Annotated in this window: 19 protein-coding genes; 12 read left to right on the forward strand and 7 right to left on the reverse strand. The window is 68.5% G+C overall.

The genetic code is table 11. The features are described 5' to 3' along the window. Window positions 1-169: 169 nt before the first annotated feature. From ACZ61E_RS27445 to ACZ61E_RS27455, 3 genes are all read left to right on the forward strand, one after another. Window positions 170-1,453 carry a S8 family serine peptidase gene (locus ACZ61E_RS27445; RefSeq protein WP_469702567.1) on the forward strand — a complete coding sequence of 428 codons (1,284 nt, stop codon included), beginning with the start codon at window positions 170-172 and terminating at the stop codon, window positions 1,451-1,453. Window positions 1,454-1,557: 104 nt separating this feature from the next. Next, window positions 1,558-1,920: a WXG100 family type VII secretion target gene (locus ACZ61E_RS27450; protein ID WP_469702569.1), complete on the forward strand. Its 363-nt coding sequence runs from the start codon at window positions 1,558-1,560 to the stop codon at window positions 1,918-1,920. A gap of 58 nt (window positions 1,921-1,978) precedes the next feature. Continuing rightward, complete coding sequence (locus ACZ61E_RS27455) at window positions 1,979-2,278, forward strand: WXG100 family type VII secretion target (protein ID WP_381793613.1); 300 nt, start codon at window positions 1,979-1,981, stop codon at window positions 2,276-2,278. A 170-nt stretch (window positions 2,279-2,448) separates the two neighbouring features. Here ACZ61E_RS27455 and ACZ61E_RS27460 read toward each other — a convergent pair whose 3' ends face one another. The 5 genes from ACZ61E_RS27460 to eccCa form a co-directional block, all read right to left on the reverse strand. After that, entirely contained in the window at window positions 2,449-3,072 is a 624-nt protein-coding gene (locus ACZ61E_RS27460) for a hypothetical protein (RefSeq protein ID WP_469702571.1), read from the reverse strand. A gap of 4 nt (window positions 3,073-3,076) precedes the next feature. Continuing rightward, window positions 3,077-5,365, reverse strand: a complete 2,289-nt coding sequence (locus ACZ61E_RS27465) for a DUF6571 family protein (protein ID WP_469702572.1) — start codon at window positions 5,363-5,365, stop codon at window positions 3,077-3,079. Between the two features lie 23 nt (window positions 5,366-5,388). Continuing rightward, entirely contained in the window at window positions 5,389-5,886 is a 498-nt protein-coding gene (locus ACZ61E_RS27470) for a hypothetical protein (protein ID WP_469702573.1), read from the reverse strand. A 163-nt stretch (window positions 5,887-6,049) separates the two neighbouring features. Further along, a complete protein-coding gene (locus ACZ61E_RS27475; RefSeq protein WP_469702574.1) occupies window positions 6,050-6,280 on the reverse strand; it encodes a hypothetical protein in 231 nt (76 codons plus the stop codon). Continuing rightward, the gene (gene eccCa / locus ACZ61E_RS27480) at window positions 6,277-10,260 is read right to left on the reverse strand and encodes a type VII secretion protein EccCa (protein ID WP_469702576.1); all 3,984 of its coding nucleotides are present in this window, start codon (window positions 10,258-10,260) and stop codon (window positions 6,277-6,279) included. Before eccCa ends, ACZ61E_RS27475 begins: the two co-directional genes overlap by 4 nt. Window positions 10,261-10,484: 224 nt before the next feature. Between eccCa and eccD the strand changes: the two genes are divergently transcribed. The 6 genes from eccD to ACZ61E_RS27510 all read left to right on the forward strand — a co-directional run bounded on the left by eccD (window position 10,485) and on the right by ACZ61E_RS27510 (window position 17,699). After that, window positions 10,485-11,984 carry a type VII secretion integral membrane protein EccD gene (gene eccD / locus ACZ61E_RS27485; protein WP_469702577.1) on the forward strand — a complete coding sequence of 500 codons (1,500 nt, stop codon included), beginning with the start codon at window positions 10,485-10,487 and terminating at the stop codon, window positions 11,982-11,984. 165 nt (window positions 11,985-12,149) lie between these two features. Beyond that, on the forward strand, window positions 12,150-12,440 hold the full coding sequence (gene rpsO, locus ACZ61E_RS27490; protein WP_023538273.1) for a 30S ribosomal protein S15: 291 nt from the start codon (window positions 12,150-12,152) through the stop codon (window positions 12,438-12,440). A 384-nt stretch (window positions 12,441-12,824) separates the two neighbouring features. Next, window positions 12,825-15,059, forward strand: a complete 2,235-nt coding sequence (locus ACZ61E_RS27495; RefSeq protein ID WP_469702579.1) for a polyribonucleotide nucleotidyltransferase — start codon at window positions 12,825-12,827, stop codon at window positions 15,057-15,059. Then, a complete protein-coding gene (locus ACZ61E_RS27500) occupies window positions 15,056-16,435 on the forward strand; it encodes a M16 family metallopeptidase (RefSeq protein WP_469702581.1) in 1,380 nt (459 codons plus the stop codon). The genes ACZ61E_RS27495 and ACZ61E_RS27500 overlap by 4 nt, the downstream gene beginning before the upstream one ends. 35 nt (window positions 16,436-16,470) lie before the next feature. Continuing rightward, a complete protein-coding gene (gene dapB / locus ACZ61E_RS27505) occupies window positions 16,471-17,235 on the forward strand; it encodes a 4-hydroxy-tetrahydrodipicolinate reductase (protein WP_469702582.1) in 765 nt (254 codons plus the stop codon). Window positions 17,236-17,240: 5 nt separating this feature from the next. Next, window positions 17,241-17,699, forward strand: a complete 459-nt coding sequence (locus ACZ61E_RS27510) for a tetratricopeptide repeat protein (RefSeq protein ID WP_469702584.1) — start codon at window positions 17,241-17,243, stop codon at window positions 17,697-17,699. 231 nt (window positions 17,700-17,930) lie between these two features. On the opposite strand, the gene ACZ61E_RS27515 is transcribed toward ACZ61E_RS27510, so the two are convergent. Together ACZ61E_RS27515 and ACZ61E_RS27520 are read right to left on the reverse strand one after the other, a co-directional pair. Further along, window positions 17,931-18,479 carry a hypothetical protein gene (locus tag ACZ61E_RS27515; RefSeq protein WP_469702586.1) on the reverse strand — a complete coding sequence of 183 codons (549 nt, stop codon included), beginning with the start codon at window positions 18,477-18,479 and terminating at the stop codon, window positions 17,931-17,933. A gap of 95 nt (window positions 18,480-18,574) precedes the next feature. After that, window positions 18,575-18,814, reverse strand: coding sequence for a hypothetical protein (locus ACZ61E_RS27520; RefSeq protein WP_469702588.1), 240 nt, complete (start codon window positions 18,812-18,814; stop codon window positions 18,575-18,577). 266 nt (window positions 18,815-19,080) lie between these two features. On the opposite strand from ACZ61E_RS27520, the gene thyX reads away from it, so the two are divergent. The 3 genes from thyX (at window position 19,081) to ACZ61E_RS27535 (ending at window position 22,912) form a co-directional block, all read left to right on the forward strand. Beyond that, the gene (thyX, locus tag ACZ61E_RS27525) at window positions 19,081-19,818 is read left to right on the forward strand and encodes an FAD-dependent thymidylate synthase (RefSeq protein WP_469702589.1); all 738 of its coding nucleotides are present in this window, start codon (window positions 19,081-19,083) and stop codon (window positions 19,816-19,818) included. A gap of 302 nt (window positions 19,819-20,120) precedes the next feature. Continuing rightward, complete coding sequence (gene dapA / locus ACZ61E_RS27530; RefSeq protein ID WP_469702591.1) at window positions 20,121-21,020, forward strand: 4-hydroxy-tetrahydrodipicolinate synthase; 900 nt, start codon at window positions 20,121-20,123, stop codon at window positions 21,018-21,020. 206 nt (window positions 21,021-21,226) lie between these two features. Further along, window positions 21,227-22,912: a ribonuclease J gene (locus ACZ61E_RS27535; protein WP_469702593.1), complete on the forward strand. Its 1,686-nt coding sequence runs from the start codon at window positions 21,227-21,229 to the stop codon at window positions 22,910-22,912. Window positions 22,913-23,029: the final 117 nt, after the last annotated feature.

Below are 23,029 nucleotides of genomic sequence, written 5' to 3' on the forward strand. Positions count from 1 at the left end.
GGCCGGACGCCAACGGATCCACGACGGGCGGCTCCGGGCTGTTCGGTGACCGACACGAGCAGCCACGACAGGAAGATTGGGCGGACGGCGCAGCGACACGGGCGCCTCGACGGCGTGGCGCCGTACCACCAGTCATCGAATAGGCACAGCGGAAGGTTCGGAAGTCGGGATGACGGCAGGAATGAGCCAGGTCCGGAAGCGTTCTGGGTCGTACGACCTTCGGCGCGGCACGCTTTTCGCGGTGGCTGTGATCGGGGCCGCAGCGATGGTGGTCGGTGCCGCTCCCGCGTCGGTTGCCGACGACGCGCAGTCGAAGCAGTGGTACCTGGACGCTATGCGTGCTGAGGAGATCTGGAAGTCGACCACGGGCGAGGGCATCAAGATTGCCCTGATTGACACTGGAGTCAACGCGTCCATCCCGTCGCTCAGGGGGCAGGTGCTGAAGGGTCTCGATGCCACGGAGACGGATGGGTCGACGAGCGATTACAACGGGCACGGGACCACCATGGCCGAGCTCATTGCGGGAACAGGCGAGGGAGGTGGCCTCAAGGGGTTGGCGCCCGGAGCCAAGATCATCCCAATGCGGATGGCCAATAAGGAGTTCGAGGAGAAACACAAGTCGAACACTTTCGACAACTCCAACGCCATCCGCGCTGCTGCTGACGGTGACGCCAAGATCATCAATATGTCAATCGGAAGCGTGTTCGTCGACTCTGCGGAGAAGGAAGCAGTGGAGTACGCGGAGAGTAAGGGCAAGTTGGTCTTCGCCGCAGTCGGCAACACGGGCCACGAGGACAACAAGCCCGGCTACCCCGCCAACTACCCCGAGGTAGTAGGTGTCGGTGCCTCCGACCGCGACGGTCAGGTGGCCAAATACTCCCAGCACGGCGATTTCGTGGACATCGCGGCCCCTGCCAACGACATTCCCCGCTGGTGTGACGAGACTTTCAAGAAGTACTGCATGGGCAACGGCGGAACCAGCGCCGCCACCGCCCTCGCCTCCGCCTCCGCCGCACTCATCTGGTCCGCCAACCCCGACTGGACCGCCAACCAGGTCCTGCGCGTCATGTTCGAGTCGGCCGGCCGTGGTGACGACTGGAAGCCCGGCACCGTCAGTAACTACCTCGGCCACGGCATCGTCCGGCCCAACGCGGCCATCAACCGCGGCATCGGCAAGCCCGGCGATCCGGATGTCAGCCCGCTGACCAACGAGCGGACGACGGCCGGCGGCTCGTCCGACGCGGGCGCTCCCGAGGAGGGATCCGCGGACGACGCCGCCGCCTCTCTGCCCGACTCCGACGCCAAGGCCCCTGACGCGGAGACAGACACGGCCAACGCGGCGAAGGACACCGGCGACGACAGCCAGTTGGGGCTGATCCTCGGGGGCGCCGCGCTCGTCGCCGTGCTCGCCGGGGGCGCGTTCGCCGTCGTACGCAGACGCCGCACCGTGTGATCGCGCGGCTCAAACCACTCACCGAAGCACAAGCACTCCCGTACACGCGCACGCACGTGCGCATACAACGCAGTAGCGAGCACATTCGAAAGGAAGGCTGACATATGACAGTCCAGAAGGTCGGGGATCAGAGTCTCAAGGACTTCCAGGACGAGATCACGGTCAAGTTCGAGGACGTGAAGGGACAGCTGAGGAACCTCCAGGGCGTCATCGACAGTCTGGAAGGCGCCTGGAAGGGCATCGGCGCGAGCGCCTTCGACGCGAAGCAGGCCGAGATCAACTCGGGCATGGTCCGCATCGCGAAGATGCTTCTCAACTTCCAGGAAGCGATCCAGGTCACCCGTACCACTGCGGGCAACACCGAGGACGAGGTCTACGCGGCCCTGAACGGTGTCGACGTCACGGCCGGCTTCTCCGGTGACGCCGCCGCGACGGCGAAGGCCACGTCGAACATCGCCGGTTACTGACGCCGCCCGTACCGCACGTCACCATCACCCACCGCACTGACACGAAACAGGAGGACCCGTGGCTCAGCAGAACGACGGCACCATGGTCGTGACCTACGGCTCGCTGGAGCAGGCCGCCGGGGTCATCGAGAAGCAGGCCGCCCGGCTCGACGAGAGCCTTGAGGCCATCCAGACGAAGATCCGCGGCGTCTCCGCGACCTTCGAGGGTGAGGCCAAGACCGCGGCGGACGCGGCCCACAAGAAGTGGGACAACGAGACGCGCATGATCCACAACGCGCTCAAGGACATCGCCCGCAAGGTCCGCGAGGCGGGCCCGACCTACCAGGCGGGCGACAAGAAGTCCGCCGGCTACTTCTAGGAACCTCCTGGAAGCGACCGGCAGTTACGGCGACAAGGGGGGGCACGCGCGGGAGGTGCCCCCCTTTGCCGTGTCCAAGGGCGCTTTCACGGCCACGCCTACGCACGTGCAGCGCTCAGCCGCAGGTGTGCAGGGCCTGGAACCTTGTGGCCTGCGGCTGGAGCGCCCACCTACTCGGGGAGTTCGGAAGGGAGGTTGCATTCCGTCTTCTCGTGCGCGAAGCGTGCCGCCTCGACTGCGAGATCCTTCAGACCCTGACGTACCTTGTCCGAAGCCTCGCTCGACCTCGGATCAACGACGACTCTCAGGCTGTATTCGCCGCCCGGTATGGTTCCCGCCTTGGCGCAAGGCACCTGAATGGCGACTGTGTTCTCTGCCGTGATGAACCCTCCGGAACCTGCTTCGAAGCTTTCGCGGGCCTCGTCGCCGTCCTCCAGCGAGTACTTCGCCCAGCTCTCCGCGGATTGGGTCTCCATCAGCAGCGCTTCGGCGGTCAGAAGCGATTTCCCCTCGCCGTAGACCGCGCAGTCGCTTCTGAACGCGTTGCTCTGCTGCGTCACCTGCTCGCCGGTCACTCTGTCTCTGAAGGAGTACTCCGGTTCCTTCGGCAGTACCGTTTCGAGCGTCGATGCCGCTTTCGTTGAGTCGCCCAGCGACTCACAGACCTTGCTCGCTTCTATTTTGCCGCGCTTTTCGAACGGAGGCAGCCCAAGCGCATAGAACGCGGCTGCCGCCAATCCGGCCGCGACCAGTGCGGTGAGGGGGATCAGGACTTTCTTCGACATGGACATCATGTGCTCACTTTTTCGGCTCGAGTTGCCGGGGAGTTCCTTCGCCGTCGATAAAGTCTGAGAGGTTGGTGCGGGCGTTGTTGAAGCCCTGTTCCGCCGCGTTCGCGGCGGCGTCGACAATGGCCGGCGACGGGTTCTTCGCACTCTCGCCCGCCTTTTCGGCGGCCGTTTCGACAAGGGTGTAGGTGGATTGACGCGTCGCGTCTATCTCCTGTCCGTTACGGTAGATGACTTCGCCGGAGCTGTCCTTCAGCGCGCCTTCGGTGAGACCGCCGAGAATCTCGTCCACCGCGGTGCCCGCCAGTCCGCCCGCGACGATGCCGCCCGGGCCGATGAACGGAGCCGTCGCAAGTCCGACACCGATGCCGACCCCGCTACCGACCCAGGTACTCGTGGTCTCGATCGCGTCGTTGAATTCCTGATCCTTCGTGCCCCCCTCTTCTTCGCTCGCGAACGCACGACCCGCCCCGATCGTCCCCTGGACTTCGCCGCTGACTTTCGCCACACCCTCAATGGCCTGCTTGAGGTTGTCGTTGTCGCTGAAGTTGGGGTCCTTGACGAATGCCTCAGGATTGGCGAAGTGATATTCCATCAGGGACGTGGTGTACGCGGCCTGGCCCGCGTTGACCGCCGCATACCCCTCAGGATTCTGTCCCACGGCGTACAGGAACCTGGTGATGTCGACCTCAGGGATCTTCGCCGGCTCGCCGACCACCGGAAAGAGGTCGTTTCCTGATTCCTTCCCGGCGTACATGCCTCGATTGATGTCGGGCATGTACTCGGCGGCAATCTGACCGACACTGTCGGACATGTAACTGTGCTCGGTAAGACGTTCCGGGTTCTCCGAGATGGACACCATCACGTTCCTCGCCAGCTCCGCCTGCCCGGCGTTGTGGGCCGGGGTGTCCAGAGTCGGCAGTTCGCCCGCCGGGTGTCCGGTCGTGGCCGCTTCCAGAGCCATCGCCAGGTTGTTCCGGCCGGAGATGCTGTCGTCACCGTCCTTGTCGCGCTCCGGCGGCCAGTCGCGCTCCTCGAATAGATAATCGAAGTTGGAGAGAGAGGCCTTGACTTCTTTGCCGGTTTTTTCGTCCTCTTCCTTGAAGTCGTGATCCTCGCTGTTCGACAGGAACGGGTCGTTGAAGAAGTCCGTCGCCGCGTCCGGGCTGTTCGACAGCGCCTTCAGGAAACCGATCATCGGGTCCGAACCGGAGTCCTCACCCGTACGGTTGAGATAGGGGTCCATTCCCATGCGGGCCCAGACCGTCGCCCCGTGACGGCCGTTGCTGGTGGCTTCCTTCTCGGTCTGCATGAGCTCGGAGCCGTAGCTCTTGAGGAACTGGTCGTCGAAGTTGCCCCAGCGCATCAGGTTGCTCATCACCTGGAAGCCCTGCGTGGTGCTGTTCTTGCTGATGGGCTGGCTTCCGAGGTCTGTCATCTCGTAGGTCCACCTGCGCATTTCAGGTGTGTCCGCCTGAGTCGCCGTCGCGAGCGTGAGGCTGAGGTTCTTCTGGAGTTCGCCCAGCTGCTCGTGCCGCTCATGGAACAAGCGGCTGTTGTTGTGCGGCTCGTTGATACCCGCCCAGAACTCCAGCGTCCCCTTGGCGCCCAACTGCTCGGCGAAGCGCTCGCTGAAGAGTTCGTCGCCGGAGTACTTCTTCAGGCCCGCGTTGAGCGCGTCGAACTCCTTGACCGTCAGATCCCCGGGGTCCTTCTTCGCGATACGTGCCAGATTCTCGGCCTCCTTGATCGCGTTGGCAGCCGAGTCGCGATCGGCGTACTTCTGCCCGGAGAAGCCGTAGTCGGTGAGATCGACAAGAGCCTTGAGCGACGTGGCCGCCGTGTTGTCCATCTCCGTCGCCGTGTCGAGAATGCCCTGGAGCTCGTCCCGCAGCGCGTCGACGTCCTTCTGGCCGTTCGCGGGTTTCGGGTCCGGATTCGGAGTGACGGTGAAGCCGCTGCCCGCCGACTTGACGGACATGTGATTGCCGCGCCCGCGCTCGATCGCTTCTTTGAGCAGGCGCTGCTGGGTCTTCAGCTCACCCTGGGTGTCGCGCATGATGTTGCGTATCGACTCGGCCTGGGTGTACGCGTCGTTGAACTCCTCGGCGGTCTTGCCGATGAACTCACGCGACACCGTGGCGTTGTAGCCGGCCCAGTTGGCCTTGCTCGCCTTGCCGTGGAGGCCGTCCTTGGCGTCGGCCTTGAGGTCGGTGAGTTTGGTGAGCATCTTCGTCCAGTCGCTGACCGTGGTGTCGAGCGACGTGAAACTGGCTGAGTGAAGGGCTTCGAAATCCATGATTCTGTTTCCTTTAGTCCTTCTCAGTCCTTCGAGTCTTTCTTGCCCTCGCCGTAGACCTCGTTCTTCTCGCCCGGCTGGGACCACTGCTCGTCAAAACCAGCGTCCAGCGTGGAGATGCTGCTCACATGACGCTCGATGAAGATTTCGTCGCCCTCGTGCGCCTTTTTCGTGAAGTCCATGTGGTTCGAAATGAGCGCGCACGCGTCCATCAGTGACCCGAGCTGCCGGTCCCAGCGCAGCGATACGTGGCTCAGGGCGCCGCCGAGCGCGAAGCCCTGACCCTTCAGATCGCTGCCGGCCGTGTCGGTGCTGGTGACCCGCGCCTCGTCCCACAACCGGTTGTACAGCTTGAACGCCTCGTCGCCGATCGCCGCCAAGTCCTTCTGGTCGACGGTGAGATCACCGGTCGGATTGCCCGCGTTGGGACGGTCCTCCTCCGGGATTCCGTTCAGCTGCATCTGCCCGGACCCGTTTCCGGCCGCCGATGCCTTCAGCTGGTCCCATTCGTCCCATGCCATCTGGGATTCCTTCCCCCGTGCTCACTGATGGATTTCACCATTCCGGATCAACCTATTAATGCGCGCCGATCACACGCAAGTGCGGTCCGCCGCAACCGTGTTCAGCCCTCGAAACGCCCCCGTACACCCATTTCCGGACTTCTCGTGCCTGGCCCCGCCGCTCTCACTCCATCCCCGCCAGCCGGAACATCTCCACCGCCTGCCACCCCAGGAACAGCGCGAGCCCGATCAGCGCGAATTTCCGCCCCCGGATCAGACCGTCCGACGGCTCGTGCGCCGACGGGTCGTCGAAGCGGTGGGCCTGGAAGCGCCACCACGCCTTGCGCTGGTCCACGAACGCCAGACCCAGGAACAGCACCGCGAAGAAGGCCGCGAGGACCCCCGCCCCCGTCACCGCTCGTCCAGCGACGGCATGAGGCCCGTCTGCACCAGCGGGTTGCCGCGCTGGCGGGAGACGAAGATGCCGCGGCCCGCCGGCATCGGACGCGCCCGCACGCCGCCGAGGATGTCGCCCTCCTGCGGGTCGCCCGAGAGCAGCACGCCCTGCGCGCCCAGCTCCATCATCCGCTGCATGAACGGCTCGTACGACGCCCTGCTCGCCCCCGCCGCGCTGCGGGCGATGATGAAGCGCACCCCCACGTCGCGCGCGAACGGCAGCTGCTCCGTGAGCTTGTTGAGCGGGTTGCCGCTGGACGTGGACACCAGGTCGTAGTCGTCGACGACCACGAACACCGTCGGGCCGCGCCACCAGCTCCGTTCGCGCAACTGCTGTGCCGTGACGTCCGCCGCCGGGGTACGGCGCCGCATCAGGTCCGACAGCGCGTCGACATGGTGGTCCATGTTGTTGGACATCGGCACGTACTCCGCCAGGTGCGACGGCGGCGTCACGTCCAGCAGGGCGCGCCGGTTGTCGATGACGAAGAACTTGGCCGAACTTCCGTCGTACCGCTCGCACAACTGCTTGATCAGCAGCCGCAGGAGGTTCGACTTGCCGGACTCGCTCTCGCCGAACACCAGGAAGAACGGGTCGCGTTCGAAGTTGACGAAGACCGGCTCCAGCAGGTTCTCGTCGATGCCGAAGGCGACGCCGCGCTTCGGCTGCTCGACGCCCGCCGGCAACGTGGTCGCGTCCAGTTCGCGCGGCAGCAGCCGTACGGCGGGGGCACCCGGCCCCGTCCAGTGCCGGCCGACCTCCTGCGTCATGGCCGCCGTCGCCTCCGACAGGTCGCTGTCGGAGTTGATGGAGTCGATCCGCGGCACCGCCGCCATGAAGTGCAGCTTCTCCGGCGTCAGACCCCGGCCCGGCACCCCGGTGGGCACGTTGACGGCCGCCTTGCGGTCCAGGTCGGAGTCCATCGTGTCGCCGAGGCGCAGCTCCAGCCGGTTCATCAGGTGGTCCTTGAGGTTGGCGCGCACCTCCATCGAGCGCGACGCCGTGAGCACCACATGGATGCCGTAACCGAGCCCGCGCGCCGCGATGTCCAGTACGGCGGGCTCCAACGCCTCATAGTCGGTGCGGAAGTTGCCCCATCCGTCGATGACCAGGAAGACATCGCCCCACGGCTGGTCCGCCGGCGAGATCTCGCCCCGTTCCCGCATCCTGCGGAAGGTGGCGATGGAGTCGATCCCCGCCGCACGGAAGTACTCCTCGCGGCGCGCCAGGATCCCGTACACCTCCGCCGTCGTACGCCGCACCTTCTCGGGATCCAGCCGCGACGCCACCCCGCCGACATGCGGCAGGCCGGCGATCGACGACATGCCCCCGCCGCCGAAGTCCAGCCCGTAGAACTGCACTTCCCGCGGGGTGTGCGTCAGCGCGAACCCGGAGATGAGGGTGCGCAGCAGCGTCGACTTGCCGGACTGCGGCCCGCCGACGATCTGCATGTGGCCCGCCGCCCCGGAGAAGTCCCGGTACAGGGTGTCGCGCCGCTGCTCGTACGGTTTGTCGACCACGCCCAGCGGTACGACCAGGCGCCCCGCCCCCTCGAAGCCGGGCTGGGTGAGCCCGCGCCCCTCCACGTTCGACAGCCCCGGCAGCAGCTCGTCCAGCGACGGCGGATTGTCCAGCGGCGGCAGCCACACCTGGTGCGCCTCGGCGCCGCGCCCTTCGAGCCGGCGCACGATCACGTCGAGCACCGTGTCGGCCAGCGCGTCGTCCTCGGGGCTGGTGCGCGTCTCCGGCACGGCGGCCCGGGCGGCCGGCTGCACGTGGTGCACGGGCACCGGCGCCGCGGTGAACGGCACGGGCCGGCGGTCGACCGGGAGCGGCCCGCCGGTGCCCGCGACGGCCCGCGCGTTCGCCCGGTACACCCCGGAGACGTACGCCGCCTTGAACCGCACCATCTCGTCGGTGCCGTACTTCAGATACCCGGAACCGGGCACGTTCGGCAGCTGGTACGCGTCCGGCACACCGAGCGCGGCGCGCGACTCCGCGGCCGAGAAGGTGCGCAGACCGATGCGGTAGGACAGGTACGTCTCAAGCCCCCGCAGCCGGCCCTCCTCCAACCGCTGCGACGCCAGCAGGAGATGCACGCCCAGCGAACGCCCGATGCGCCCGATCTGGACGAACATCTCGATGAAGTCCGGCATCGCTGTCAGGAGTTCACTGAATTCGTCGATGACCAGGACCAGCGAAGGAATGGGCTGCAACGGGGAGCCCGCGGCGCGCGCCTTCTCGTAGTCGTGGATGTTGGCGTAGTTGCCCGCGTCGCGCAGCATCTCCTGACGCCGGTTCAGCTCGCCGCGGATGGAGTCACCCATGCGGTCGACCAGCGTGAGGTCGTCCGCGAGGTTGGTGATCACCGCGGCGACGTGCGGCATCTGGGACATGCCCGCGAAGGTGGCACCGCCCTTGAAGTCCGCGAGGACGAAGTTCAGCGTCTCCGACGAGTGCGTGACGGCGAGCCCCAGCACCAGCGTGCGCAGCAGTTCGGACTTGCCGGAGCCGGTGGCGCCGACACACAGCCCGTGCGGCCCCATGCCCTCCTGCGCCGCCTCCTTCAGGTCCAGCATCACGGGCGCGCCGTCCTCACCGACACCGATCGGCACGCGCAGCCGCTCCGCCTGCGAACGGGGCCGCCACGTGCGGGTGACGTCGACGGACGCCGCGTCCCCGAGGTTCAGCAGATCGGTGAAGTCGAGATTGGCGAGCAGCGGTTCGTCGTCGTCGTCACCTCCCGTCGCCGCCCGCAGCGGCGCGAGCTGACGGGCCAGCGCCTCGGCGGCCTCCGGGCTCAGCCGGTCGGGCTCCCCGTCGTAGACCATGCCGTGCCCCGACTCCAGCCGCAGCGAGCCGGGATGCACCACCACGGCCAGGCTGCCGCGCGCCCCGGTGACCTCGCCGGGTACGACCTCGACGATCGTCACCCCCTGGAGACCCTCCGGGGCCGCGAGCGCCGAGACGGAGGGCAGCGACAGTCCGTCCAGCACCACCACGATGTGCGGCTGGTCCAGCAGCGGATGCCCGCCGGACTGGAACCGCGGGCGGCCCTCCAGCCGCCCCGCCAGCATCTCCTCCAGCTCCCGCACGTCCGAGGTGATCAGCCGGCGGCTGCCCGCCCCGTCACCGGGTCCCTGCGCCTGCACGTGCGGCAGCCACTTCGCCCACTCCCACGCCGGCGCCGCGCCCCGTCCGGCCACGACGGCGATCACCAGGTCCTCGGGCGAGTGCAGCGAGGCGAGTGAACCGACCATCGCGCGCGCCGTGGAGCGCACCGACTCGGCCTCGCCGGTCACGGTCAGGTGGTAGAAGGCACGCAGCGAGACGGCCATCGGCAGTCCGTCCAGCACGCTGTGCGCGTTGAGGAACTGGCGCATCGCCCCGGCGGTCAGCGGCTCCAGCTCGTCCACGGGCGCGGTCTCGGGCGCGATCAGCGGGGTGGCGAGCTGCTGGCTGCCGAGCCCGATGCGCACCTGCCCGAAGTCGTCGTCCGCGACGCGCCGTTCCCACACCCGGCTGCCCTCGGCGACCAGCGCCCACAGCTGCTCCGGGGACGGATGCAGGTAGTACTGCGCGTCCCGTTGCAGTCGCGCCGTCCGCAGCACCGTACGCCGCGTCTGCGTCAGGTACTTGAGGTAGTCACGCCGCATGTCGGCGAGTTCGCCCTGGGTCCCGCGCCGGTGCCGCACGAGCATCGCGATCGCCATGGCGATCGTCGAGGCGATCATCACCATGCCCATGATCCGCATGATCGGATTCGGCGTCATGAAGAAGAAGACGACCGAACCGCCCATGCCCAGCATCGGGAGCAACTGCATGAGCGCGCCCTCCTGCTGCCCCCTGGGCAGCGGCGGAGGGGGTTGCACCTGCATCTGCTCGCCCGGTACGTCGGCGGGCAGAGCCCGCGGCGGGCGCTTGACGACGATCTGACTCACTGCTCACCAATTCCCTTGCCGGACGGTGAAGTTCCCACCGGCGCCCCCGTGGCGACGGGCCTCCATCCGCGGGCAAGGATCCTACTTGCGCAGGTGGCCGACGCCCGGCGGTAGGGTGACCGGACGCGTTTGCGCAGCGATGAACTCCCGCAAAAAAACGGGTCATTCACAGCACAACGCGGCATCGGGCGCATGGGAACCACGAGGGGATGCAGCACGTGAGTATGACGGCCCAAGCGGCGGCCACCGGCACCGGTCAGCCGGGCGCTCCGGCCCCGTCCAGCGGTGGGACCGGCTTCTGCCGGATCACCGTCGTCGCCCCGGACGGCCGTATCGACGTGGCGCTGCCCGAGGACATCGCCGTGGCCGACCTCCACCCGGAGATCCTGCGGCTCTCCGGCCAGAGCCCCGAGGCGGGCGCCCCCGTCGGATACCACCTCGTACGCCGCGACGGCACCGTCCTCGACAGCGCCCGCTCCCTGGCCTCCCAGCGCATCCTGGACGGCGAACTGCTGTCGCTGCGGCCCTTCGCCGAATCCCTGCCCCCCGCGGTCTTCGACGACGTCTCCGACGCCGTCGCGTCCGCGGTCGCCCGCGACCGCACCCTGTGGACCGACAGAGCCATGCGCGGCGCCGGCCTCCTCGGCGGATCCGTCCTGCTGACGCTGCTCGCCTTCGTCCTGTGGACCGCCGACCCGCGCCACGACACCCACGGCCTCCCGGGCATCCTGGCCGGCGTCACCGCCGTCCTGCTGCTCGCCCTCGCCGGCGTACGGGCCCGGGTGTACGACGACCGCGGCTCGTCCGTCGCGCTCGGCATCGGCTCGATGGCCAACGCCGCCGTCGCCGGGTCCGGACTGCTGCCCTTCGCGGACGGCCAGGGCATCGGCAGACTCCAGTTCCTGCTGGCCTGCGCCGCCGTACTGGTCGCCTCGGTGATCCTGGTGATCGTCACCCCCGCCGGCGACAGCCCCTTCGTCGCGTTCGTGTTCGCCTCCACCGTCGGCCTCCTGGTGACGTTCGTCGCCATCACGACCGACATGGCGCCCGCCGAGACCGCCGCCGTGTGCGCCGCGCTCTCCGTAGGAACACTCGCCTTCCTGCCCGGCCTCTCCACCCGCTTCGCCCGGCTCCCCATCGGCTTCGAACCGCCCCGTACGGCCGCCGGAGACTACGGGACCGACCCCGCGCCCCCGGCGCCCGTCGACCCCGAGCGCATCGCCGCCCAGGCCCGGCGCGGCCACGAACTGCTCGTCGGCCTGGTCGGCGGCTGCGCCCTGGTGGCTGTCGGCGCCGCCGCCGTACTCGGCTTCTCCGACGGCGTCTGGGGCCAGCTCCTCGCCCTCGCCACCGGTATCGCCATGCTGATGCGCGCCCACCTCTTCAGTTACACGGCGCAGGTCGGCTGCGCCCTCGCCGCCGGCCTCGGCGCCCTCGTCCTGCTGGGGCTCGGGCTCTGCCTCAACCCCCCGGAGGGGCTGATCCGCGACGCCCTGCGCGGTGACGGCGCGGGCCTCGACATCCGTACGGTCTGGCTGACCGCCGCCATCGCCGGCATCGCCGCGCTGATCATCGCCATAGGGCTGATCGTCCCCCGCAAGGGCGTCACGCCCTTCTGGGGACGCTTTCTGGAGATCGCCGAGTCCTTCGTACTACTGACGGTCGTTCCCCTCTGCCTCGCGGTGTTCGACGTCTACCACTCCATCCGTGCGTTGACGTCCTGACTGGCTGGTACGCTGTGTGACGGCCGTTTGTGTACGCGTTCCCGGTGCGACCGGAAACAGCGACCCCGTCAACGGCGCCTCATCCCCGCCACCCGAGTAACCGAAGATCCCCAGCGAATACGACCTGGGGCACTCGATGGCCACGAAGACCCACGAGGAGTACGCGTGCCGCTTGCCGCCGCTACGAAGAAGCAGATCATGTCGGAGTTCGCCACCAAGGAAGGCGACACCGGCTCCCCCGAGGTCCAGGTCGCGATGCTCTCGCGCCGTATCTCGGACCTGACCGAGCACCTGAAGACGCACAAGCACGACCACCACTCCCGCCGCGGTCTGCTCATCCTGGTCGGCCAGCGCCGCCGCCTGCTGCAGTACCTGGCGAAGAAGGACATCCAGCGCTTCCGTGCGCTGGTCGACCGCCTGGGCATCCGCCGCGGTGCGGCCGGCGGCGCCAAGTAGCACGCCGTGAAGGGAGCGGTTCCCACACACCGGGAACCGCTCCCTTCGCCGTATGCGCGCGAAGCTCAGTAACCTGTTCGCAGGAGCACAGCTCCCGGACACCGCTGAGAAGCAGTGCCGCGACACCAGCACGACGAGCACGATCAGCACCACCCCGCACGACAGAAGGCACCACCCACCGACGAGGGGAAGCGCCCCTCCGCCGCCGCCGGTCCTCGGTAGTGGCCCCCGGAACGGCGCGGCGAACGCCGCCCGCGGCCCACGCCGCGCCCCGGGAGCTTCGATCGAAGACCGGCCCGCACCAAGGAGCGCTTCTCCGCCTGTCCCCCCGCCACACGGGCGGCGGGACGAAAGACGACAACGACAAGCAACGGAGAACCACTGGTGGAGAACGAGACCCACTACGCCGAAGCCGTCATCGACAACGGCACCTTCGGCACCCGCACCATCCGCTTCGAGACGGGCCGCCTGGCCAAGCAGGCCGCCGGCTCCGCCGTCGCGTACCTGGACGACGACACCATGGTGCTGTCGGCCACCACCGCTTCCAAGAAGCCCAAGGACCAGCTCGACTTCTTCCCCCTCACGGTGGACGTCGAGGAGCGGCAGTACGCGGCCGGCAAGATCCCCGGCTCGTTCTTCCGCCGCGAGGGCCGGCCCTCCGAGGACGCGATCCTCACCTGCCGCCTCATCGACCGGCCGCTGCGCCCCTCCTTCAAGAAGGGCCTGCGCAACGAGATCCAGATCGTCGAGACGATCATGGCCCTCAACCCCGACCACCTGTACGACGTGGTCGCGATCAACGCCGCCTCCTGCTCCACGCAGCTGGCCGGCCTGCCCTTCTCCGGCCCGATCGGCGGCACCCGTGTCGCCCTGATCAAGGGCCAGTGGGTCGCGTTCCCGACGCACACCGAGCTGGAGGACGCCGTCTTCGACATGGTCGTCGCCGGCCGCGTCCTGGAGGACGGCGACGTCGCGATCATGATGGTCGAGGCCGAGGCCACCACGAAGACCATCCAGCTCGTCGCCGACGGCGCGGACGCTCCCACCGAGGAGATCGTCGCCGCCGGCCTGGAGGCCGCGAAGCCCTTCATCAAGGCGCTCTGCAAGGCCCAGGCCGACCTCGCCGCCAAGGCCGCCAAGCCCACCGGCGAGTTCCCGGTCTACCTCGACTACCAGGACGACGTCCTGGAGGCCCTCACCGCCGCCGTGAAGAGCGAGCTGTCCCAGGCGCTCACCATCGCCGGCAAGCAGGACCGAGAGACCGAGCTGGACCGCGTCAAGGACCTCGCCGCCGAGAAGCTGCTCCCGCAGTTCGAGGGCCGCGAGAAGGAGATCTCCGGTGCGTACCGCGCGCTGACGAAGTCCCTGGTCCGCGAGCGCGTCATCAAGGACAAGGTCCGCATCGACGGCCGCGGCGTCACGGACATCCGTACGCTCGCCGCCGAGGTCGAGGCCATCCCGCGCGTGCACGGCTCCGCGCTGTTCGAGCGTGGCGAGACGCAGATCCTGGGCGTCACCACCCTCAACATGCTGCGCATGGAGCAGCAGTTGGACACCCTCTCGCCGGTGACCCGCAAGCGCTACATGCACAACTACAACTTCCCGCCGTACTCCGTCGGTGAGACCGGCCGCGTCGGTTCGCCCAAGCGCCGCGAGATCGGCCACGGAGCGCTCGCCGAGCGCGCCATCGTGCCGGTGCTGCCGACGCGCGAGGAGTTCCCGTACGCGATCCGCCAGGTCTCCGAGGCGCTGGGCTCCAACGGCTCGACGTCCATGGGCTCGGTCTGCGCCTCCACCATGTCGCTGCTGAACGCCGGTGTGCCCCTCAAGGCCCCCGTCGCCGGTATCGCCATGGGCCTGATCTCCCAGGAGATCGACGGCAAGACGCACTACGTCGCCCTCACCGACATCCTCGGTGCGGAGGACGCATTCGGCGACATGGACTTCAAGGTCGCCGGTACGAAGACGTTCGTCACCGCGCTCCAGCTCGACACCAAGCTCGACGGCATCCCCGCCTCGGTCCTGGCCGCCGCGCTGAAGCAGGCCCGCGACGCCCGCCTCCACATCCTCGATGTGATGAACGAGGCCATCGACGTCCCGGACGAGATGTCCCCGAACGCCCCGCGGATCATCACCGTCAAGATCCCCGTGGACAAGATCGGTGAGGTCATCGGCCCCAAGGGCAAGATGATCAACCAGATCCAGGAGGACACCGGCGCCGACATCACGATCGAGGACGACGGCACCATCTACATCGGTGCCGCCGACGGACCGGCCGCCGAGGCCGCCCGCGCCACGATCAACGGCATCGCCAACCCGACCATGCCGGAGGTCGGCGAGCGCTACCTGGGTACGGTCGTCAAGACCACCACCTTCGGCGCGTTCGTGTCGCTGCTCCCCGGCAAGGACGGTCTGCTGCACATCTCGCAGATCCGCAAGCTCGCCGGCGGCAAGCGCGTCGAGAACGTCGAGGACGTCCTCGGCGTCGGCCAGAAGGTCCAGGTCGAGATCGCCGAGATCGACCAGCGCGGCAAGCTCTCCCTGATCCCCGTGATCGAGGGCGAGGACGAAGAGAAGAACGACAAGCAGAACGACCAGAAGGACGAAGCCTCCCAGTGACGTTTCGTAGTTCCACGACGACGGCCCGCACCTCCTCGGAGGTACGGGCCGTCGCCCGTACCCAAACCCTCCTGGAGGGGCAGAACGGCATCGGCACCGTCCGCCGAACGACCCTCCCCGGCGGCCTGCGCGTCGTCACCGAGACCCTGCCGTCCGTACGGTCGGCGACCTTCGGCATCTGGGTACAGGTCGGCTCACGCGACGAGACGCCCACGCTCAACGGCGCCACGCACTATCTGGAACACCTCCTCTTCAAGGGCACCAAGAAGCGCAGCGCCCTCGACATCTCCTCCGCCATAGACGCGGTCGGCGGCGAGATGAACGCCTTCACGGCGAAGGAGTACACCTGCTACTACGCGCGCGTGCTCGACACCGACCTCCCCCTCGCCATCGACGTCGTGTGCGACATGCTCACGGGCTCGCTCATCGACGCCGAGGACGTCGACGCCGAGCGCGGCGTCATCCTCGAAGAGATCGCCATGACCGAGGACGACCCGGGCGACTGCGTGCACGACCTCTTCTCGCACACCATGCTCGGCGACACCCCCCTCGGCCGCCCCGTCCTCGGCACCGTCGACACCGTCAACGCCCTGGACCGCACCCGGATCGCCCGCTTCTACAAGAAGCACTACGACCCGACGCACCTGGTCGTCGCCGCCGCGGGCAACGTCGACCACGCCACCGTCGTACGGCAGGTACGCCGCGCCTTCGAGAAGGCCGGGGCCCTCACCCGTACGGACGCCGTCCCGGTCGCCCCGCGCGAGGGCCGGCGCGACCTGCGCACCGCGGGCCGCGTCGAGCTGCTGAACCGCAAGACGGAGCAGGCGCACATCGTCCTGGGCATGCCGGGCCTCTCCCGCACCGACGAGCGCCGGTGGGCCCTGGGGGTCCTCAGCACGGCCCTCGGCGGCGGCATGAGCTCCCGGCTCTTCCAGGAGGTACGGGAGAAGCGCGGCCTCGCCTACAGCGTCTACTCGTACACCTCCGGCTTCGCCGACTGCGGACTCTTCGGCGTCTACGCGGGCTGCCGCCCCAGCCAGGTCCACGACGTGCTGAAGATCTGCCGCGACGGGCTGGACCAGGTAGCGTCCGAAGGACTCGGCGACGAGGAGATCGGCCGCGCCGTCGGGCAGCTCTCCGGCTCCACCGTCCTCGGCCTGGAGGACACCGGCGCGCTGATGAACCGCATCGGCAAGAGCGAGCTGTGCTGGGGCACCCAGATGTCCGTGGACGACATGCTCGCCCGGATAGCCGCCGTCACGCCCGACGACGTGCGCGCCGTGGCACGCGACGTACTGGGACAGCGCCCCTCGCTGTCGGTCATCGGCCCCCTCAAGGACAAGCAGGCCGACCGCCTCGACGAAGCCGTCGTCTGACCCCCGTCCTCCCAGCCTCCTAAGGAAGCAGAGCGATGAGCACCAAACTGCGGGTGGCCGTTCTCGGCGCCAACGGCCGGATCGGCTCCGAAGCCGTACGGGCCGTCGAGGCCGCCGACGACATGGAACTGGTCGCCACCCTCGGGCGCGGCGACAAACTGGAGACCCTCGTCGACACGGGAGCCCAGGTCGCCGTCGAACTGACCACTCCCACCGCGGTGATGGGCAACCTCGACTTCCTCGTACGCCACGGCATCCACGCCGTCGTCGGCACCACCGGCTGGACCGACGACCGCCTCGGGCAGCTGGAGACGGTGCTGGCGGCCTCCCCGGGGACGGGCGTGCTCATCGCGCCCAACTTCTCCATCGGCGCCGTCCTCACCATGAAGTTCGCGCAGGCTGCGGCCCGCTACTTCGAGTCCGCCGAGGTCGTCGAGCTGCACCATCCCAACAAGGCCGACGCCCCCTCGGGCACCGCCGCCCGCACCGCCCAGCTGATCGCCGCCGCCCGCGCCCGGGCCGGCTCCCCGCCCCAGCCCGACGCCACGGTCACGGCGCTGGACGGGGCGCGCGGCGCGGACGTCGACGGGGTCCGGGTGCACTCCGTACGCCTCCGGGGGCTGCTCGCCCACCAGGAGGTCCTGCTCGGCGGCGAGGGGGAGACCCTCACCATCCGCCACGACTCCCTGCACCACAGCAGCTTCATGCCGGGAATCCTCCTCGGTGTCCGCCGGGTGGGCACCGCACCGGGCCTCACCTTCGGCCTGGAACACTTCCTCGATCTGAACCTGCCGGACTGACCACCGTGCGCGCCAAGATCATGTACTTCGTCATGGCCACCGTCCTCGTCGGCTACTTCGTCCTGGCCGGCGGCCGCGGCGTCGCGCTCATCGGCATCGGTACGCCGCTGACCGTCACGTTCGGGATCGCGGTGCTGGTGCTGCCGGCCATCGGGGCCTGGTTCCTCTGGCAGAACACCCGGTTCGTCCAGCGGGCCAACCGGCTCGCCGCCGAGCTGGACGCCGAGGGCGGCCTGCCGGTCGACGAACTGGCGCGCACCGCGAGCGGCCGCGTCGACCGGGCCTCGGCGGACGCCGTGTTCGCCGCCCGCCGTGCCGAGACCGAGGACACTCCGGGGGACTGGCGCTGCTGGTTCCGTCTCGCGGTCGCCTACCGCGACGCCGGCGACACTCCCAGGGCCCGTGAGGCGATGCGCCACGCCATCGCGCTGCACGGGGCGAACCCGGCGACGGCCGCGGAGTGACGCGGAGCTGAGCCCCGGACGGGATGCGGCGAGGGCGCCGCGACTTCGCGGCGCCCTCGGTCGATCAGCTCCAACGGACCGGTCGGTCCCGCGCGATCCGCCCCGTCGGCACCTGGCACGAGGCGCCCGATCGATGCCCCGCCGATGCCCGGCCGACGTCCAACCGGCGTTCGTTCGGTTTCCGTTCCGGGGACCATGCCCGCGGCCAACTCGCGACTACGGTGCGCCGGTTCAGCCCCGGCGGTACTCGTCGCCCCACGCCTCGACCGTGTCCGCCGCCCGGTCGAAGGCCTCGGGTCGCGACAGGAAGTCCGCGTTGTGGTCCGTGAGCAGCAGCCGCTTCTCGCCGTCATGGAGCACGAGCAGGAGCGCCTGCCCCTGCACCGTCCGCGGCAGCCCCAGCCAGCGCACCGGCTGCTGCACCGTGCGCACCTCCGCGGCCTCTCTCCACGGCACGGTCTTCGTCGTGAGCAGACCCACGCGCCGTACGCCGTGGAGACTGACCCACGCGCCCACCCGGAGCAGTCGCAGTGCGACGGCGATCACCACCAGCGCGATACCGAGACATACGGCGGCGCCGGACGTCGCCCCGGCGAACGCGATGATCATCGTCGCGAGCAGCACGAACGAGGCGAGCAGCAGGAGCAGCGCGGACGCGCCCACCCGCCACGGTCCGGGACGGTACGGGCGGCGCCAGCTGTCGTGGTCGTCGAACGGGAGCGCGACGTCGTCGCCGGTCGCGTCAAACGCACGGTCGGCCGTCAGGAAGGGCAGGGGCACGACTGATCCTCACTCACAAGCACGCTCGATCGGGCGGTGCTGGCTGAGGTTATCGAGGAGCACCCGGGCAGGACCACTCAGGGGGGCCGGACGGGTCAGCGGCCCTGGGACGCCGTGGGCTGCTGTGTCTGCCCGGAGGGCCGGCCCGATTCGAGGGACGGCAGCCCGAACAGCAGCGAACCGGTGAGCCCGGCCGCGATGACCAGCCCGACGAGTGTGCGACTCATCAGCTCGGACCGGCTGATCCGTTGCCTGGGAGGCGGAGTGATGTTGCTGCGGAAGCGGTCGGCCTCGGCGACGAATGCGAACGGGACGGCTTCACGCCGGCGGAACATGGGAGTGAACTCCTTGCGGTCGTGCGGGGGAGAGGTGGGTCGGCTGCGGGTGAAGTGCCCGGACGCCACTACTGAGTCAGACGCGTGGCACGGTCATTTGGTGCCCGATTTCGCCGAATTGACGAACAACAGCACGACCTGCGGAAAGGCGTCGGGGATGTCCACTCGTACGGTGCCGCGGGTGACCGGAGTCGTCGCCAGTGGCCGGAGTGCCTGGTCGTAGAGTGGGCGCCGCCCCTTGGACGTGACAGGAAGGACCCCGCCCGGTGAGTGAGATCTCCGCCGAGACCAAGCCCAGCTTCCGCAGTGAGGTGACCGTCGACCTGGTGAAGCACAGCGCGGGTGACTCTGACGTCCTGTGGGCCGCGCGCGTCTCCACGGCCGGCGAACAGTCGCTGGAGGAGCTCTCCAAGGACCCCGAGCGTTCCAAGGGCCTCATCAACTTCCTGATGCGCGACCGCCACGGCAGCCCTTTCGAGCACAACTCGATGACCTTCTTCATCAGCGCCCCGATCTTCGTCTTCCGCGAGTTCATGAGGCACCGGGTCGGCTGGTCCTACAACGAGGAATCCGGGCGCTACCGGGAGCTCCAGCCCGTCTTCTACGTCCCCGACGCCTCGCGCAAGCTCGTCCAGGAGGGCCGCCCCGGCAAGTACGTCTTCGTCGACGGCACCCAGGAGCAGCAGGACCTCACCGAGCGCACGATGACGGAGTCGTACCGCCAGGCGTACGAGGCGTACCAGGAGATGCTGGCGGCCGGGGTCGCCCGCGAGGTGGCCCGCGCGGTGCTGCCCGTGGGCCTCTACTCGTCGATGTACGCGACGTGCAACGCACGCTCTCTGATGCACTTCCTCGGGCTGCGCACCCAGCACGAGGCGGCCAGGGTCCCGTCCTTCCCGCAGCGGGAGATCGAGATGGTCGGCGAGAAGATGGAGGAGCAGTGGGCGCGGCTCATGCCGCTCACGCACGCCGCCTTCAACGGCAACGGCAGGGTGGCGCCGTAGCGCGTCGCGGGCCCCGCAGGGCTGGCATTGCGCACAGATGTGCCACTGGGGCGGCCAGTGTCCGGATTGCGGCGTTTCGAGTAGTTCATCTAGGCTGATCAGACGGACCCGGCACTGCCTGAACCCCCGAGCAGTCAGTGCCGGGCTCCGTACACCGCCCCTCCAGGGGTCCGTCACCGAGAGTCACGGGCAGTCCCACGGCGCCCGTCACCCCGGGGCCCGTACAGGCACCACGGGCCCACGACCTGCCCGTGTGCCCCCGAGGGGACACGCCGAGCCGAGCAGCGAGTAGCGTGTTACCCATGGCTCCGATCTCCACTCCGCAGACCCCCTTCGGGCGGGTCCTCACCGCCATGGTCACGCCCTTCACGGCGGAAGGCGCGCTCGATCTCGACGGCGCCCAGCGACTCGCCAGCCATCTGGTGGACGCAGGCAACGACGGCCTGATCATCAACGGCACCACCGGTGAGTCCCCGACCACCAGCGACGCGGAGAAAGACCAGCTCGTACGGGCGGTCCTGGAGGCGGTCGGAGACCGCGCCCATGTCGTCGCCGGCATCGGCACCAACGACACCCGGCACAGCGTCGAGCTCGCCCGCACCGCCGAACGAACCGGCGCGCACGGCCTGCTCGCGGTGACCCCGTACTACAACAAGCCCCCGCAGGAGGGCCTCTTCCGGCACTTCACCGCCATCGCCGACGCGACGGAACTGCCGGTGATGCTGTACGACATCCCCGGCCGAAGCGGCGTGCCCATCGACACCGAGACGCTCATCCGTCTCGCCCAGCACCCCCGTATCGTCGCCAACAAGGACGCCAAGGGTGACCTCGGCCGAGCCAGCTGGGTCATCGCGCAGAGCGGCCTCCCCTGGTACTCGGGCGACGACATGCTCAACCTGCCGCTCCTCGCGGTCGGCGCCATCGGCTTCGTCTCCGTCGTCGGCCACGTGGTCACACCGGAACTGCGCGCGATGCTCGACGCCCATGTCTCCGGCGACGTCCAGAAGGCCACGGAGATCCACCAGAAGCTGCTCCCCGTCTTCACCGGCATGTTCCGCACGCAGGGAGTCATCACCACCAAGGCGGCGCTCACCCTTCAGCGGCTGCCGGCCGGCCCGCTGCGGCTGCCGCTCGTCGAGCTCACGGAGCACGAGACGGCGCAGCTCAAGATCGATCTCGCAGCCGGCGGGGTAGAACTCTGATCGAGGCGCCGCCTTCACGAACAGGATCCATGGACCAGGTTCCATGGATACCGAATAACCCGGACTTCACAACTGAATAACCGAACACCGAAAGTACAGGGCATTCGGCCCCACTCGGACAACAAGCAAGTGCGACAGCAAGTGCACGAATGTCATGCGCGCCACGTGCCTCACCGGTACGTGGCGTGTGTGGTGAGGAGAGTCTTTTGAGTCATCCGCATCCCGAACTCGGCGCCCCGCCGAAGCTGCCCAAGGGCGGCCTGCGCGTCACCCCGCTCGGTGGCCTCGGCGAAATCGGCCGCAACATGACGGTCTTCGAATACAACGGCCGTCTGCTGATCGTCGACTGCGGCGTCCTCTTCCCCGAAGAGGAGCAGCCGGGCATCGATCTGATCCTCCCGGACTTCACCACCATCCGTGAGCGCCTCGACGACATCGAGGGCATCGTCCTCACCCATGGCCACGAGGACCACATCGGTGGTGTCCCCTTCCTCCTCCGGCTCAAGCCGGACATCCCCCTCATCGGCTCCAAGCTGACCCTCGCCCTCATCGAGGCCAAGCTCCAAGAGCACCGCATCCGCCCGTACACCCTCGAAGTGACCGAGGGCCACCGCGAGCGCATCGGCCCGTTCGACTGCGAGTTCGTCGCGGTCAACCACTCGATCCCGGACGCGCTGGCCGTCGCCATCCGCACCCCCGCGGGAATGGTGGTCCACACCGGCGACTTCAAGATGGACCAGCTCCCGCTGGACCGCCGGCTGACCGACCTGCCGACCTTCGCGAGACTCGGCGAGGAGGGCATCGATCTGCTGCTCTCCGACTCGACCAATGCCGAGGTGCCGGGCTTCGTCCCGCCCGAGCGGGACATCTCGAACGTCCTGCGGCAGGTCTTCGCCAGTGCCCAGAAGCGGATCATCGTGGCGAGTTTCGCCAGCCACGTCCACCGCATCCAGCAGATCCTCGACGCGGCCCACGAGTACGGCCGCAGGGTCGCCTTCGTCGGCCGCTCCATGGTCAGGAACATGGGGATCGCACGGGACCTGGGCTACTTGAAGGTCCCGGCCGGACTCGTCGTCGACGTCAAGACGCTCGACGACCTGCCGGACAGCGAGGTCGTGCTCGTCTGCACCGGCTCACAGGGCGAACCGATGGCCGCGCTCTCCCGCATGGCCAACCGCGACCACCAGATCAGGATCGTCCCCGGTGACACGGTGATCCTGGCGTCGTCCCTCATCCCGGGCAACGAGAACGCGGTCTACCGCGTGATCAACGGCCTGACCCGCTGGGGCGCCAACGTTGTCCACAAGGGCAACGCGAAGGTCCATGTCTCGGGCCACGCCTCGGCCGGCGAACTCCTGTACTTCTACAACATCTGCAAGCCGAAGAACCTCATGCCGGTGCACGGCGAGTGGCGCCACCTGCGCGCCAACGCCGAACTGGGCGCGCTGACGGGGGTCCCGAAGGACCACATCGTCATCGCCGAGGACGGAGTGGTCGTCGACCTGGTCGACGGCAGGGCCAGAATCGTCGGCAAGGTCCAGGCGGGTTACGTGTACGTCGACGGTCTCTCGGTCGGAGACGTGACCGAGACCTCCCTCAAGGACCGCCGCATCCTCGGCGACGAGGGCATCATCTCCGTGTTCCTGGTGGTGGATTCGACGACCGGGAAGGTCGTGGGCGGTCCGCATATCCAGGCGCGCGGATCCGGCATCGAGGACTCCGCCTTCGCCGCCGTCATCCCCAAGATCGAGGAGATCATCGGGAAATCGGCGTCGGACGGCGTCGCCGAGCCGCACCAACTCCAGCAGCTGGTACGGCGAGCGGTGGGGAAGTGGGTATCGGACACCTACCGCCGACGCCCGATGATCCTGCCCGTGGTCGTCGAGGTCTGACCTCGGCTTGGAGCCTCAACACTGGAGCGGGGGGGGGGGGGGGGGGGGGGGGGGGGGGGGGGGGGGGGGGGGGGGGGGGGGGGGAGAGGGGGGAAGGGAGAGGGAAAAAAACGCGGG

The sequence above is a fragment of the Streptomyces sp. NPDC104581 genome (assembly GCF_055583685.1).

What these genes read in the sequence shown, in the direction of transcription:
- dapB (WP_469702582.1), top strand. Translation starts at nt 16,471, where the DNA reads ATGAGCACCAAACTGCGGGTGGCCGTTCTCGGCGCCAACGGCCGGATC.
- ACZ61E_RS27445 (WP_469702567.1), top strand. Translation starts at nt 170, where the DNA reads ATGACGGCAGGAATGAGCCAGGTCCGGAAGCGTTCTGGGTCGTACGAC.
- ACZ61E_RS27470 (WP_469702573.1), bottom strand. Translation starts at nt 5,886, where the DNA reads ATGGCATGGGACGAATGGGACCAGCTGAAGGCATCGGCGGCCGGAAAC.
- eccD (WP_469702577.1), top strand. Translation starts at nt 10,485, where the DNA reads ATGACGGCCCAAGCGGCGGCCACCGGCACCGGTCAGCCGGGCGCTCCG.
- dapA (WP_469702591.1), top strand. Translation starts at nt 20,121, where the DNA reads ATGGCTCCGATCTCCACTCCGCAGACCCCCTTCGGGCGGGTCCTCACC.
- ACZ61E_RS27520 (WP_469702588.1), bottom strand. Translation starts at nt 18,814, where the DNA reads ATGTTCCGCCGGCGTGAAGCCGTCCCGTTCGCATTCGTCGCCGAGGCC.
- ACZ61E_RS27450 (WP_469702569.1), top strand. Translation starts at nt 1,558, where the DNA reads ATGACAGTCCAGAAGGTCGGGGATCAGAGTCTCAAGGACTTCCAGGAC.
- ACZ61E_RS27460 (WP_469702571.1), bottom strand. Translation starts at nt 3,072, where the DNA reads ATGATGTCCATGTCGAAGAAAGTCCTGATCCCCCTCACCGCACTGGTC.
- ACZ61E_RS27465 (WP_469702572.1), bottom strand. Translation starts at nt 5,365, where the DNA reads ATGGATTTCGAAGCCCTTCACTCAGCCAGTTTCACGTCGCTCGACACC.